The sequence below is a fragment of the Streptomyces sp. R818 genome (assembly GCF_056172735.1).
This window is the reverse complement of record NZ_JAOCNE010000003.1, coordinates 1,321,265-1,335,495: the sequence shown is the minus strand read 5'-3', so window position 1 is coordinate 1,335,495 and position 14,231 is coordinate 1,321,265. Positions and strand designations below refer to the sequence as shown.

The 14,231-nt window shown below is 71.5% G+C and carries 13 protein-coding genes; 7 read left to right on the top strand and 6 right to left on the bottom strand.

Features of this window, described 5'->3' with window-relative positions; translation table 11 throughout:
• Positions 1-32: 32 nt before the first annotated feature.
• Positions 33-1,658 carry an ABC transporter substrate-binding protein gene (locus tag N5I75_RS11215; protein ID WP_476676559.1) on the bottom strand — a complete coding sequence of 542 codons (1,626 nt, stop codon included), beginning with the start codon at positions 1,656-1,658 and terminating at the stop codon, positions 33-35.
• A gap of 170 nt (positions 1,659-1,828) precedes the next feature.
• On the opposite strand from N5I75_RS11215, the gene N5I75_RS11210 reads away from it, so the two are divergent.
• Complete coding sequence (locus N5I75_RS11210) at positions 1,829-2,572, top strand: FadR/GntR family transcriptional regulator (protein WP_476676558.1); 744 nt, start codon at positions 1,829-1,831, stop codon at positions 2,570-2,572.
• Positions 2,573-2,594: 22 nt separating this feature from the next.
• Here N5I75_RS11210 and N5I75_RS11205 read toward each other — a convergent pair whose 3' ends face one another.
• Complete coding sequence (locus N5I75_RS11205; protein ID WP_476676557.1) at positions 2,595-4,673, bottom strand: ATP-binding protein; 2,079 nt, start codon at positions 4,671-4,673, stop codon at positions 2,595-2,597.
• Positions 4,674-4,970: 297 nt separating this feature from the next.
• Between N5I75_RS11205 and N5I75_RS11200 the strand changes: the two genes are divergently transcribed.
• The 5 genes from N5I75_RS11200 (at position 4,971) to N5I75_RS11180 (ending at position 9,136) form a co-directional block, all read left to right on the top strand.
• Positions 4,971-6,077, top strand: a complete 1,107-nt coding sequence (locus tag N5I75_RS11200; protein ID WP_476676556.1) for a PP2C family protein-serine/threonine phosphatase — start codon at positions 4,971-4,973, stop codon at positions 6,075-6,077.
• Between the two features lie 153 nt (positions 6,078-6,230).
• Positions 6,231-7,019 (top strand): FHA domain-containing protein, encoded by a 789-nt coding sequence (locus N5I75_RS11195; protein ID WP_476676555.1) that lies wholly within the window; start codon positions 6,231-6,233, stop codon positions 7,017-7,019.
• A gap of 155 nt (positions 7,020-7,174) precedes the next feature.
• Positions 7,175-7,390: a hypothetical protein gene (locus tag N5I75_RS11190; RefSeq protein WP_356492875.1), complete on the top strand. Its 216-nt coding sequence runs from the start codon at positions 7,175-7,177 to the stop codon at positions 7,388-7,390.
• 89 nt (positions 7,391-7,479) lie between these two features.
• Positions 7,480-8,229, top strand: a complete 750-nt coding sequence (gene recO / locus N5I75_RS11185) for a DNA repair protein RecO (protein ID WP_476676554.1) — start codon at positions 7,480-7,482, stop codon at positions 8,227-8,229.
• A 76-nt stretch (positions 8,230-8,305) separates the two neighbouring features.
• Positions 8,306-9,136, top strand: a complete 831-nt coding sequence (locus tag N5I75_RS11180) for an isoprenyl transferase (RefSeq protein ID WP_476676553.1) — start codon at positions 8,306-8,308, stop codon at positions 9,134-9,136.
• A gap of 309 nt (positions 9,137-9,445) precedes the next feature.
• Here the strand turns inward: N5I75_RS11180 and N5I75_RS11175 are convergent, their stop codons facing one another.
• The 4 genes from N5I75_RS11175 to N5I75_RS11160 are packed head-to-tail and all read right to left on the bottom strand — an operon-like array spanning position 9,446 to position 12,615.
• Positions 9,446-9,892 carry a Fur family transcriptional regulator gene (locus tag N5I75_RS11175; protein WP_476676552.1) on the bottom strand — a complete coding sequence of 149 codons (447 nt, stop codon included), beginning with the start codon at positions 9,890-9,892 and terminating at the stop codon, positions 9,446-9,448.
• A 25-nt stretch (positions 9,893-9,917) separates the two neighbouring features.
• Positions 9,918-10,805 (bottom strand): metal ABC transporter permease, encoded by an 888-nt coding sequence (locus tag N5I75_RS11170; RefSeq protein WP_476676551.1) that lies wholly within the window; start codon positions 10,803-10,805, stop codon positions 9,918-9,920.
• Positions 10,805-11,572, bottom strand: coding sequence for a metal ABC transporter ATP-binding protein (locus tag N5I75_RS11165; RefSeq protein ID WP_476676550.1), 768 nt, complete (start codon positions 11,570-11,572; stop codon positions 10,805-10,807). Before N5I75_RS11165 ends, N5I75_RS11170 begins: the two co-directional genes overlap by 1 nt.
• A gap of 35 nt (positions 11,573-11,607) precedes the next feature.
• Positions 11,608-12,615 carry a metal ABC transporter substrate-binding protein gene (locus N5I75_RS11160; RefSeq protein ID WP_476676549.1) on the bottom strand — a complete coding sequence of 336 codons (1,008 nt, stop codon included), beginning with the start codon at positions 12,613-12,615 and terminating at the stop codon, positions 11,608-11,610.
• A 177-nt stretch (positions 12,616-12,792) separates the two neighbouring features.
• Between N5I75_RS11160 and N5I75_RS11155 the strand changes: the two genes are divergently transcribed.
• A complete protein-coding gene (locus N5I75_RS11155; RefSeq protein WP_356492881.1) occupies positions 12,793-14,175 on the top strand; it encodes a glycine--tRNA ligase in 1,383 nt (460 codons plus the stop codon).
• Positions 14,176-14,231: the final 56 nt, after the last annotated feature.

Below are 14,231 nucleotides of genomic sequence, written 5' to 3'. Positions count from 1 at the left end.
TCCTCTAGCGGTCATGGTCTTGCGCGAAGCGCTTACGCGGGGTGCACCTTGAGGACGTTGATGCCGGGGTACGGTTGCGCCTGCACGCCGGTGATCTTGTGGGCGTCCCACGCGGTCATCAGCTCGTTGTGCACGACGGGGTAGATGACGGCCTGCGCGGCGACGGTGTCGAGGTAGTCCTGGATCATCGTCTTCTTGCGGTCGGCGTCGGGTTCCCGGGTGGCCTGGTCCATCTGCCGGAAGAGCCGCTTGGCGGTGGGGTCGTCGGCCCAGCGCGCGTACCCCATCCACAGGTTCTCGGGGCCGTAGTTGTAGCGCATGATCAGGTCCGCGTCGAGGCCGAACTGGTTCGGGTTCGAGGCCGCCGCCACGACCTGGTAGTCCTTCTTCTGGTCCATCTTGGTGAAGACGGCGGTGGTCTCCTGCGGGTCGAGCGTGGTCTTGACGCCGATCGCGTCCCAGGACGCCTTGACGGTCGGCAGGCAGTCGACGATCCAGGAGACGTTGACGGCCATGAGGTTGACGGTCAGGCCGCTGACCCCGGCCTCCCGCAGCAGCTTCTTCGCCTTCTCGGGGTCGTATGCGTACACGGTCCTCGCGGGGCGGAAGGTCGGGTTGCCCTCGTTGAGGAAGGAGCGCGCCGCCTTGCCGTGGCCCTTGAGCGCGACCTCGATCATCTTCTTCTTGTCGATCGCGTAGTGCAGCGCCTGCCGCACCCGTACGTCGTCGAACGGCTTGTGCGCGGTGTTGAACATGAGGAACAGGTTGTTCATCCCGGCGCCGCCCTCGACGGTGAGCCCGTCCTGTTCGAGGCGCTGGATGTTGGCGTAGGGGATGTTGTCGGAGATCTGCGCGTCCGCGCTGCCGCCGGAGATCTTCGCGACGCGCGGTGCGGCGTCCACGATGGTCAGCCAGTTCATCTTCTTGAAGGCGGGCTTGCGCGGGCCGTTGTAGTCGTCGAACGCGGCGAAGGTGGTGTTCGTCTTCGGCTGGTGCGAGGTCTGCCGGTACGGGCCCGAGCCGACGGCCTTGCCCTTCATCGCGTCGTCCCACGCGCCGGGGAGCGAGAAGACGTGCTTCGGCATGATCTTGGCGAGGGTCAGCCGGGCGACGCCCTCGGGGAACGGGAACCTGAGGACCAGCTCGACCGACGCGTCCCCCGTCTTCCGCACCTCCTTCAGCCAGCTCTCGAAGAACCCCTTGGCGAGCGTCTGCGTCTTCGGATCGAGGATGCGGTCGAAGACGAAGACCACGTCGTCGGCGGTGACCGGCTTCCCGTCGTGCCACGTGGCGCCCTGGCGCAGGGTGAATCTCCAGCTCGTGCCCTTGAGCTGCGCCGCGTCCGGGACCTCCGTCGCGAGCGCCGCGTACGGGGCCCGGGTGATCGGGTCGGTGTCGACGAGCCCCTCGTAGATGTGGTGGTTGCCCGCCATCGCGAACGCGGACGCCGTCTGCGTCGGGTCCCAGCTGCCGTCGTTGCCGTAGCCGATGACCGCCGTCAGGGAGGTGGAGCCGCTCCCGCCGTCGTCACCCGTGTCGTTCGTCGACTTCGGTCCGGAGGAACAGGCCGACAGGGACGCGGAGACGGCGGCCGCCGCGCCCAGCGCGCCGGTGTACTTGAGGAAGGAACGGCGGCCGGTCGCGCCGTGGTCGCTCATGGTGCCTCCAATGACTCGCAACGTGGCTGTGGTGGCGTCAGTGACCCGGAGATCCAACGTCCTACGTCTTGGGCAGCGACGTGACCATAAGAGGACCGGGAGTGACGGTCAAGAGATCGCGCAAGGACTTTCGCCCGGACGTGGGACGTGGGATGTCCGAGGCGCCTACGATGCGGCGCATGTCAGAGGAGCCCACGAATCCGGCCGTCCGCCACCGCCGCGTCAGCCGGCAGGTGCAGCGCGCGGTGACGCAGCAGATCCTCGACGCCGGGCTGCGGCCCGGCGAACTCCTGCCCACCGAAGCCGAGTTGATGGACTCGCTCGGCGTCAGCAGGAACTCCGTGCGCGAAGCGCTCAAGGCCCTCCAGGCGCTGGACATCGTCGAGATACGACACGGCTACGGCACGTACGTCGGGCAGGCGTCGCTGACCCCGCTCGCCGACGGCCTCACCTTCCGCACCCTGCTGCGGCCCGCCGACGACGCGCACGCCCTCGCCGAGATCCTCCAGGTCCGCGAGATCCTGGAGGAAGGGCTCGTCCGCCGCATCGCGACCGCCCCGCCCGACGCCGCCACCCTGGACCGGCTCGACGCGCTCGTACGGAGGATGAGCGAGGCGGGCGAGGCCGGGGAACCCTTCGCCGACCTGGACCGCGAGTTCCACGAGACGCTCTACCGCTCGCTCGGCAACGAGCTGATACCGCAGCTCCTCGGCGCGTTCTGGAACGTCTTCGACCGGGTCGCCGGGGTCCGCGAATGGGCCGGCGACCCGGCGCCCGAGGTCACCGTCGACCGCCACCGCGCCATCGTGACGGCCCTGCGCGCAGGGGACGCGGCCGCCGCGCAGCACGCCATGGCCACCCATTTCCGCGGCATCGGGAAGCGGGCGGAGCAGGAGACCCGCGGCGTCGGGTGAAACCCCGCCCGCCGGGCGGGACCTACGAGCCGATGCCGGTGTCGAGGCTGTAGACGATCCCGTCCACGGTCTCGTCGTGCAGACCGCCCTCGTACGCCTTCGTGTACGCGGCCGAGCCGAGCGCGGCGCGGCTGCACTGCTCCGCGTTCACACGGACCGCGATCAGCGCCGGGTTGCCCATCTGCGGACGGCCGAAGGCCTGCCACAGGCGCTGCGCCGAGCCGAGCAGCCGGGCCCCCGCCTCGCCCTGCCCGCCGGCCACGGTCGCGGCGGCCAGCACATCGACGGCGAGGGCGACCCCCAGCGTGTCGTGCAGCTCGGCCTTGCCCCGCAGACTCGCGCGGGCGTGCCCGGCGGCCTCGGTCCAGTTCTCCAGCCCCAGTTCGGCCAGCGCCTGCAAGTAGTCGCCGTACGCCCGCCCCCAGCACTCGCCCCGCGCGGCCAGCTCGATGGAGACGCCGTACGCGATGCTCTTCGCCGGACGCAGGTCACCGAGGTACACCCGGGAGAACGAGGAGGAGAGCCGGTGCAGGAAGCACGCGGCCTCGTAGGCGCCCTGGCGGGTCTCGGACGCGGTCGCGTCGAAGACGACGAGCGCCCGCTCGTGCTCGCCCCGCTGGGTGAGGATCGTCCCCGCGAGATAGTCCGCCGCCACCCGCGCGGTCGGATCGGCCGACGCCGCGGTCACCGCGCGGAACGCGTCGCCGCACCGCGCCGCCGTCTCCAGACCGCCCTGCCCCACGGCCACGAGGGCGCGGGCCCACAGGGCCTTGGCGTAGCCGGGCCCCGGCTCCGGGGCCCCGGACAGCGCCCGGTCCAGGTAGTGGCAGCCCTCGCGGCCGAACCCGCACGCGAACCAGAAGAACCACAGGGCACCGGCCACCTCCAGTGCGGTACGGCGAGCGCCGTCGCGGAGCGCGAAGTCGAGGGCCGCGCGGATGTTGGCGTGCTCGGCGGTGATGCGCCCGCCCCACGCGGTCTGCCGTTCGGTCAGCCATTCGCGGTCGGCCCGCACCGCGAGGTCGCGGTAGCGCTCCAGATGGGCCCGGCGCACCACCGCCTCCTCGCCCAGCTCACGCAGCCAGTGCTCCCCGTACTCCCGTACGGTGTCGAGCAGCCGGTAGCGGACCGGTTCCGCCGTGCCCGCGACCGGACGCACGAGGGACTTGGCCACCAGCTTGTCGACGAGGCCGGGCACGGCGTCGGCGGACAGCGGACCGCCCGCGGTGACCGCCTGGGCGTCGGCCAGGTCGAAACCCGCCGCGAAGACGGACAGCCGAGCCCACAGCAGCCGCTCCAGCGGCGCGCACAGTTCGTGGCTCCAGCCGATCGTGGTGCGCAGCGTACGGTGCCGGGGCGCGGCCGGGGAGCCCGGCGCGGCCGGCACGACCAGGGTGTCGAACCGGTGCAGCAGCCGCTCGTCGAGCCGGCGCAGGGAGAGCCCTGGCAACTGGGCCGCGGCGAGTTCGATGGCCAGCGGGATCCCGTCGAGGCGGCGGCACACGGCGAGAGCCGACTCCCGCTCCGCCGGGCCGAGCCGGAAACCGTCGACGGCGGCGGCCGCCCGGTCCGCGAACAGGGCGACGGCGTCACCGCCCGCGGTCCCCACCGCCCCGGCCACGGGCGGCACCGGCAGCGGCTCCACCTCCAGGCGCCACTCGCCGGGCGCGCCGAGCGGCTCCCTGCTCGTCACCAGGATGTGCAGCCCGGGGGCCGCGTCGAGCAGCCTGCGCACCAGGCGCGCGCACTCCCCGGTCAGATGCTCACACGTGTCCAGGACGAGCAGCAGATGGCGCGGGGCGAGCCATTCGGCGATGAGGTCCTCGGGGTCCCTGGCCGACTGGTCGACCAGGCCCAGCTCCTCGAACAGGACATGGCCGAGCAGCGAGGGTTCGCGCAGCGGGGACAGCGGGACCAGGCGCACGCCGTCGGCGAAGAGCGGGGCCGCGCGGCGGGCGGCCCGCAGCCCGAGCCGGGACTTGCCGACGCCACCGACCCCGGTGAGGGTGACGAGACGGCGTCGGGCCACCGCCTCGTCGAGCAGGTCGAGTTCCCGGTCGCGGCCGATGAAGCTCGTCGTCTCAGCGGGGAAGTTCTCCACCCGCACCGCCCTCCCGCTCTCGTCCGCCGCGCGCTCGCGCGGCGTCGCGGGACAGTCTGCTCCGCCCCGGGAAGCACGCCGCCGGATGACAGAAGTTGAGCGCGGCCCACGCACCCGCCCCGCACACCTGGTCAGAAGGGGGCGGCGGGGATCGATTGCGGTCACCCGGCCGTGCGTAGCGGTCAACGACGCGCAGCCGAGCGGGCGTTCGGCCAGAGTGGGCCGCTCAGCGCGGCGGGGCGGAGCGGGTCGAAGCAGGCGGGAGGCTCCCGCATGACGGTGCGGGGAAGTAGGCGGATGCGCTGGGCGAGGGCGGGCGACCTGGTGCTGCCCGCGGGTGTCAGCCTCCTGCTCGCCGTCCTCGGCGGACTCCAGTCCGGGTGGCGGCCCGCGGTGACGGCGCTGCTGCTCGGGCCGGTCCTCGCCTGTTCCCGGCTCGGTGTGCGCGGCACGCTCACCGTCGTCGGATGGAGCGCGGCCCTCGCCCTGTCCACCGGCGCCGTACGGCATCTGACGGGCACGCCGCCGTTCATAGCGGAGTACCTGGTCCTCCTCGCGGGCGGCGCCGTGGCCGTCCGGATCGCCGGGGAGAAAGCGGCGCGCACCGCCGCGCTCCGGCACGCGACCGAGGTGGCGCAGGTCGCTCAGGGCGCGCTGATGCGCCCGATGGCCGCGCTCGTCGGCGAGATCGACGTCTGCACCCGCCACCACTGCCCCCTCGAACCCGCGACGGTCGGCGGCGACGTCTTCGAGATCGTCAACACCCCCTATGGAACACGGGTTTTCATAGGCGACGTCCGAGGACACGACCTCGACGCCGTGCAGACCGCCGCCTCCGTCCTCGGGGGCTTCCGCGACCTTGCCTACGTCACCCCCGACCTCACCGACATCGCCGCGCGCCTCGACGTCCTGCTCGCCGCGGAGCTGGGCCCGGAGAGCTTCGTCACCGCCCTGTTCGCCGAGTTCGCCCCAGGCGAGGTCCGCCTGGTCAACTGCGGCCATCCGCCACCGCTGCGTACGGGCTCCTCGCCCAAGCTGCTCCATCCGGCCGAGCCCGCGCTGCCGCTGGGGCTCGGGGCCCGGCCCGCGAGCCGCCGGTGCTGGCTGCAGCCCGGCGACCGGATCCTGTTCTACACCGACGGCCTGACCGAGGCGCGGGACGCCGACGGCACGGAGTTCCCGCTCCTCGAACGGTGCGCGGAGCCGCTCTCGGCGGTTCTGCCCAGCGACGCGCTCAACGCCCTGTACGAGGCGGTGACCGCGCACACCGGAGCACCGCTCCTGGACGACGTGGCGCTCGTCCTGTGCCAGCAGGCCGACCCCCTCACCGGAGCGGGCGCCGACCCCCGCGCGGACCAGCACCCCCGCGACCACCGGGTGGACGCGGACCTCGGACCCGAGTGACCGGCCGCTCGCCGCGGCCTCCCGGCCCTTCGTCACCGGACGGTAGCGGCGCCCGACAGAACGCGGCCCCGTGTCGACTCCCCGAAACCGGGGCCCGCCACCGCCACGTCCTGGGCGCAGAGGAGCAGCAGTGCCGACGGGGAGGCGCCGACCATGAGTACTCCGAGCGGCGGTGCCCACCGTCTGACCCTTCTCGGGCCGGACCCCCTGCGCGGCGCGGTCGTCGACGTCTCCGGCGGCCCGGTCCTGGTCGGCCGGGCCGACGCGTGCGGGCTGCGTCTCGACGACCCGTGTGTCAGCGGGCGGCACGCGGTCCTCACGCCCGTCGAGGGCCGGGTCGTCGTCGAGGACCTGCGCTCCCGCAACGGCACCCGCGTCAACGGCGCCCCCGTCACCGCGGCCCGCCCGCTCAGCCACGGCGACGTCGTCGAGTTCGGCGGCACCGTCGAGGCCCGCTACGAGCAGGACGAGGCCGCCCGCAACGCCTCGCTCCAGACCGTCACGGCCCTGCCCTCGACCGCCGCGGCGCCGCCCCAGCACAGCGCGTACGAGCTCTACGCCCTCTACGTCGACCAGATCCGGCACGAACGCGACAGCCTTCTCCACGACATCCGGGCCACCCGGCGCAGAGCCCGCCGCCTGCTCGCAGCCTCCCTGGTGCTGCACCTCGCCGCCCTCGCGACGGTGCTCCCGCTCGCGCGCCGCGCCGCCGAGGTGCTGCGCGGGACGCCGTCCCCGGGCAGGGGTGAGGCGCTGCGGCGCGCCCTCGTCACGGAAGTCACCGAGGGGCCGGGCCCGCTGCTGCTCGCCGCCGCCGGGGCCGGACTCCTCGTCGCCCTCACGCTCGGCGGCGCCGGGACCGTCCTGCACATGGTGGCCGCGGGCAGGCGCCGCCGCCTCGAAGCGACCGTCGGCGGCCTGTGCCCGCCGGGCCGAGGATGAGGCGAACGGAGTGCCGGTCGCAGGTCGCCCCGGCTGCCCCGTGTCCATCGGAGGAACCGTGGCGTTGTCCGGTTGACGCGCGGCGCGCCCCCTGGTCGCCGTGGCCGCCGCAGCCCGCGCGGCAGGACGCACTACGGGACAGGAGCGCCACCCGAATGAAGCCAGCGATCGGTTCGTACGCGGTCGACATGAGCACCGGCCGGGTGGGACGGGTGATGGGGCACGAGGGCCCGTACGTGCAGCTGCGACCGTTCGGCGGCGGCCGGGAATGGGACTGCGCGCCCGACATGGTGCGGGAGGCCACCACCACGGAGCGGCTCCGCGCGGCCACGGCGTACGCGAACAGAAGGAGCCGGGGCGAGGTCCCCTGACCGGGCGCCGGGCAGGGGCCCGGGCAAGGCAGAATGGAGGGCATGAACCCGCTCCGCGAAGACGCCGCCGCCGCCCCCCGGGGTGCGCGATGAGTCTCTTCAGGGACGACGGGATCGTCCTGCGGACGCAGAAACTCGGCGAGGCCGACCGCATCATCACCCTCCTCACGCGCGGCCACGGCCGGGTCCGCGCGGTGGCCCGCGGCGTACGCCGCACCAAGTCCAAGTTCGGGGCGCGGCTCGAACCGTTCTCCCACGTCGACGTGCAGTTCTTCGCGCGCGGCAGCGAACTGATCGGCCGCGGCCTGCCGCTGTGCACGCAGAGCGAGACCATCGCCGCGTACGGCGGCGGCATCGTCACCGACTACGCCCGCTACACCGCGGGCACCGCGATGCTGGAGACGGCGGAACGGTTCACCGACCACGAGGGCGAACCGGCCGTCCAGCAGTACCTGCTGCTCGTCGGCGCCCTGCGCACCCTCGCCCGCGGTGAGCACGAGCCGCACCTCGTCCTCGACGCGTTCCTGCTCCGCTCCCTCGCGGTCAACGGGTACGCGCCCACCTTCGGCGACTGCGCCAAGTGCGGGCTGCCCGGGCCCAACCGGTTCTTCTCCGTCGGCGCGGGCGGCTCCGTCTGTGTCGACTGCCGGGTGCCCGGCAGCGTCGTACCCTCTCCGCAGGCCCTCGCCCTGCTCGGCGCACTCCTTACCGGGGACTGGGCGACGGCCGACGCGAGCGAGCCGCGGTTCGTGCGGGAGGGCAGCGGACTGGTCTCCGCCTATCTGCACTGGCACCTGGAGCGCGGACTGCGGTCCCTGCGCTACGTGGAGAAGGGCTAGCGCACGCGCTGGCGCATTTGTGATCGAGCTGCACATCGAGCTACTGAGCTATTGAGCTAGGGGAGAGGCCGGAAACATGGCACGTCGCGGAATCCTCGGACGGTCCCGCCGGGAGTACGTCACGCCCGAACCGCACCCGTCGGGCGCGCGGCCGCCGAAGATCCCGGGCGAGCTGGTGCCGCAACACGTCGCCATCGTCATGGACGGCAACGGGCGGTGGGCGAAGGAGCGCGGGCTTCCGCGCACCGAGGGCCACAAGGTCGGGGCCGAGCGCGTCCTCGACGTCCTCCAGGGCGGCGTCGAGCTGGGCGTCGGCGCGATCTCGCTCTACGCGTTCTCCACCGAGAACTGGAAGCGGTCGCCCGACGAGGTCCGCTTCCTCATGAACTTCAACCGGGACTTCATCCGCAAGACCCGCGACCAGCTCGACGAGCTCGGGATCCGGGTGCGGTGGGTCGGGCGGATGCCCAAGCTGTGGAAGTCGGTCGCCAGCGAGCTGGAGATCTCCCAGGAGCAGACCAAGGACAACGACAAGCTCACGCTGTACTTCTGCATGAACTACGGCGGGCGGGCCGAGATCGCCGACGCGGCGTTGGCTCTCGCCGAGGACGTGAAGGCGGGCCGGCTCGATCCGTCGAAGATCAGCGAGAAGACGTTCGCGAAGTACCTGTACTACCCCGACATGCCGGACGTCGACCTCTTCCTGCGGCCCAGCGGTGAGCAGCGCACGTCCAACTATCTGCTCTGGCAGAGCGCGTACGCGGAGATGGTCTTCCAGGACGTGTTGTGGCCGGACTTCGACCGGCGGGATCTGTGGCGGGCGTGCGTGGAGTACGCGTCCCGGGACCGGCGCTTCGGCGGGGCCACCCCGAATGAGGTCCTGCTGCAGCTTGAGGGCAAGGCCTGACGAGATCCGGTTTCGTCCGCGGGCCGGCGGGGGCTGGTCGCGCAGTTCCCCGCGCCCCTGGGCACGTCGTCGACCACCGCGCCATCGTGGTTGCTCGCGCAGTTCCCCGCGCCCCTGAGATGCGCACTGCGTGCGCCATCTCAGGGAGGCGAGTGCGCATGCCTCTCTGAGAGGCGCGCGTGACACGCGTCTTCAGGGAGCTGCGGCGAAGCCGCACGCTCCAGGGGAAGGCGCGGCGGAGCCGCAAGCCTTCAGGGGCGCGGGGAACTGCGCGACCAGCCACGACGCAAGGCGCACCCGGCGACGAAGTCACACCGCGGCGGCGCAATCCGCACAGGTGCCGAAGATCTCCACCGTGTGCGCCACGTTCACATACCCGTGCTCAGAGGCGATCGTCTCCGCCCAGGACTCGACAGCCGGCCCCTCGACCTCAACGGCCTTGCCGCACACCCGGCACACCAGGTGATGATGATGGTCACCCGTGGAGCACCGCCGGTACACCGCCTCGCCCTCGGACGTGCGCAGCACATCCACCTCACCCGCGTCCGCGAGCGACTGCAGCGTGCGATACACCGTGGTCAGCCCGACGGAGTCACCCTTGTGCTTGAGGACGTCGTGCAGCTCCTGCGCGCTGCGGAACTCGTCCACCTCGTCGAGCGCTGCCGCCACGGCCGCGCGCTGGCGGGTCGACCTGCCTCGAACCGGGGCTGCCACGGGTTTCTCCTCACATCCCTGCCACGTACGTACCGCCGCCATTGTGCCAGGCGGCGACGGGCCCGGGTCAGACCTTGGCGGGGGCCTGCCCGGGGATCGCGCACTCCGCCGGATCGCCCGGCATCTGGGCCATCGCCGCCCGCGCCCTGCGCCTGGCCAGCGGAGTGGCGAGCAGCGTCAGGACGATGAAGACGCCGATGGTCAGGAGCACGATCGTCGCGCCGGGCGGCACGTCCTGGTAGTAGGAGGTCGCCGTGCCGCCCAGGGTGACGGCGACGCCGATCGCCACGGCGATGACGAAGGTCGCCTTGAAGCTGCGGGTCAGCTGCTGCGCCGCCGCGACCGGGACGACCATCAGGGCCGACACCAGGAGCAGGCCCACGACGCGCATCGCCACCGTGACCGTGACCGCCGCGGTGACGGCGGTCAGCAGGTTCAGGGCGCGCACGGGCAGCCCGGTGACACGCGCGAACTCCTCGTCCTGGCTCACCGCGAAGAGCTGGCGGCGCAGGCCGACCGTGACCAGGACCACGAACGCCGCGAGCAGGCAGATCGCGGTGACGTCCTCGGAGGAGACGGTGGAGAGCGAGCCGAAGAGGTACGAGGTGAGGTTGGCCGTCGAGCCGCCGGGAGCCAGGCTGGTGAACATGACGCCGCCTGCCATGCCCCCGTAGAAGAGCATGGCGAGCGCGATGTCGCCGCGGGTCTTCCCGTACCAGCGGATCAGCTCCATGACGACGGCGCCGAGGACGGAGACCGCCGTCGCCATCCAGACCGGGGACGCGGAGAGCAGGAAGCCGAGGCCGACGCCGGTCATCGCCACATGGCCGATGCCGTCGCCCATGAGGGCCTGGCGGCGCTGGACCAGGTAGATGCCGATGGCCGGCGCGGTGATGCCGACGAGGACGGCGGCGAGCAGCGCCCGCTGCATGAAGTCGTAGCTCAGGATTTCCATCAGCTCAGCAGTCCCGTGCGGAGGGGTTCGGCGTCCACGGCGGCGTGCGGGTGGACGTGGTCGTGGCCGGGCAGCGCGTGCTGGCCGACGGCCTTCGGGGGCGGCCCGTCGTGCAGGACGCAGCCGTCGCGGAGCACCACCGCGCGGTCGATCAGCGGCTCAAGGGGGCCGAGTTCATGCAGGACGAGGAGGACGGAGGCGCCCGCCGCGACCTGCTCGCGCAGGGTCGCGGCGAGGATCTCCTGGCTGGCGAGGTCGACGCCCGCCATCGGCTCGTCCATGATCAGCAGCTCGGGTTCGGCGGCGAGGGCGCGGGCGATGAGCACGCGCTGGTGCTGGCCGCCGGAGAGCGCGTTGACCGAGTCCTTGGCGCGGTCGGCGAGGCCGACGAGGTCGAGGGCGCGGCGCACCGCGTCCTTGTCGGCGGCGCGCAGGATGCCGAAGCGGGAGCGGGAGAGCCGCCCGGAGGCGACGATCTCCGCGACCGTGGCGGGCACGCCGCCCGCGGCGGTGGTGCGCTGCGGCACGTAGCCGACGCGGGCCCACTGCTTGAAGCGGCGGCGCGGGGTGCCGAACAGCTCGATCTCGCCGCTCGTGACCGGCACCTGGCCGATGACCGAGCGCACGGCGGTCGACTTGCCGGAGCCGTTGGCGCCGAGCAGGGCGACGACCTCGCCGCGGCCCACGGTCAGGTCGATGCCGCGCAGCACGGGGCGCGAGCCCAGCTCGGCCGTCACCTTGCGCAGGGTGATGACGGGTTCGGTCATCTCACTGCCGCCCTTCGATTTTTGTACCGCGTACGTCACTTGGCGCCGAGCGCCTTTTGGAGTGCGGCGAGGTTCGCCTCCATGACCTGGAGGTAGTCGTCGCCCTTGGACTTCTCGGTGATGCCCTCGATGGGGTCGAGTACATCAGTCTTCAACTTCGCGTCGCCCGCCAGGGTCTTCGCCGTCTTGTCACTGACGAGGGTCTCGTAGAAGACGGTGGTGACCCCGTCGGCCTTCGCCATCTTCTGCAGGCCCTTCACGCGGGCGGCGCTGGGCTCGCTCTCCGGGTCGAGGCCGCTGATGGCCTCCTCGGTGAGGCCGTAGCGCTCGGCGAGGTAGCCGAAGGCGGCGTGGGTGGTGATGAAGACCTTGGAGTCGGTGTTCTTCAGGCCGTCCTTGAACTTGGTGTTCAGCGCGTCCAGCTTCTTCACCAGCGTCGCGGTGTTCTTCTTGTATTCCCCCGCGTGGTCCGGGTCGGCCTTCTGAAGAGCCTTGCCGACCCCCTCGGCGACCTCGGTGTACTTCACCGGGTCGAGCCAGATGTGCGGGTCGGTGCCCTCTTCGCCGCCGTGGTCGTGATCGTGGTCCTCGTGCTCGTCGGCGTGCTCCTCGGCGTGGCCGCCGACCTCGCTGCCGTGCTTCTCCAGGCTCGTCAGGGAGGCCGCGTCGACCTTGGTGGAGATCCCCGACTGGTCGATGGCCTCGTCGACGGAGGGCTGCAGGCCCTTGAGGTAGACCGCGACGTCGGACTCCTCCAGCTGGGCGCGCTGCTTGGCGCTGACCTCCAGGTCGTGCGGCTCCTGGCCGGGCTCGGTCAGGTTGCGCACGGAGACGTGGTCGCCGCCGATCTGCTCGGCGAGGTACTGCATCGGATAGAACGACGCGACGACGTCGAGCCTGCCGCCGTTCCCGCCGCCCTTGCCGTCCGCCGCGTCCGAGGAGGAGCAGGCGGAGAGGCCGACCAGGCCGAGCGCCGTGGTGGCGGTGACGGCGGCGGTGGATATGAGGCGGCGGCGGGGGCGACGGGCCATGCGTACGTTCATGACAGTCATTTTCAACAAAACTGGAAACGATTGTCAACAACGACTTCGTCACGCAAGGTCCCGCTCTGTACCCCCGAACCGATTTGGTCGCAGGGGTGGGCCCGCCGGTAACCTGAGGCATTCGCTCCCGGAGCGCGTATCCAGCGCGCTCATCGTCGTCGTAATGAAGAGAGCACCGTGGCCGCCGACAAGATCGACACCATCGTCAGCCTCAGCAAGCGCCGTGGCTTCGTCTACCCCTGCAGCGAGATCTACGGTGGTCAGCGCGCCGCCTGGGACTACGGTCCGCTGGGTGTGGAGCTGAAGGAGAACCTCAAGCGCCAGTGGTGGCGCTACATGGTCACCTCGCGCGAGGACGTCGTCGGTATCGACTCGTCGGTGATCCTGGCCACCGAGGTCTGGCAGGCGTCGGGCCACGTCGCCACCTTCACCGACCCGCTCACCGAGTGCACCTCCTGCCACAAGCGCTACCGCGCGGACCACCTGGAGGAGGCGTACGAGGAGAAGAAGGGCCGCGCGCCCGAGAACGGCCTCGCCGACCTCACCTGCCCGAACTGCGGCAACAAGGGCACGTTCACCGAGCCCAAGCAGTTCTCCGGGCTGCTCTCCACGCACCTCGGCCCGACCCAGGACAGCGGCTCCGTCGCCTACCTGCGCCCCGAGACCGCGCAGGGCATCTTCACCAACTTCAGCCAGGTGCAGACGACTTCGCGGCGCAAGCCCCCGTTCGGCATCGCCCAGATGGGCAAGTCCTTCCGCAACGAGATCACGCCCGGCAACTTCATCTTCCGCACCCGCGAGTTCGAGCAGATGGAGATGGAGTTCTTCGTCAAGCCGGGCGAGGACGAGCAGTGGCAGGAGTACTGGATGGAGCAGCGCTGGAACTGGTACACCGGCCTGGGCCTGCGCGAGGAGAACATGCGCTGGTTCGAGCACCCGAAGGAGAAGCTCTCCCACTACTCGAAGCGCACCGCCGACATCGAGTACCGCTTCCGCTTCGGCGGCAGCGAGTGGGGTGAGCTGGAGGGCGTCGCCAACCGCACGGACTACGACCTCTCCGCGCACTCCAAGGCGTCCGGCCAGGACCTCTCCTACTTCGACCAGGAGAAGGGCGAGCGCTACACGCCGTACGTCATCGAGCCCGCGGCCGGTGTCGGCCGCACCATGCTCGCCTTCATGCTCGACTCGTACTTCGAGGACGAGGCGCCCAACGCCAAGGGCAAGATGGAGAAGCGCACGGTCATGCGGTTCGACCCGCGTATCGCGCCGGTGAAGGTCGCCGTGCTGCCGCTGTCGCGCAACCCGGAGCTGTCGCCGAAGGCGAAGGGGCTCGCGCAGGCGCTGCGTCAGCACTGGAACATCGACTTCGATGACGCCGGGGCCATCGGGCGCCGCTACCGTCGTCAGGACGAGATCGGTACGCCGTTCTGTGTCACCGTCGACTTCGACACGCTTGAGGACAACGCGGTGACGGTGCGGGAGCGCGACACCATGAAGCAGGAGCGGGTGTCTCTCGACCAGATCGAGGGGTACCTTGCGTCGCGGCTGATCGGCTGCTGACGCGGTCGTACGTTGTTCAGGCCCTGGTTCGCCGGTATTCGGCGGGCCGGGGCCTT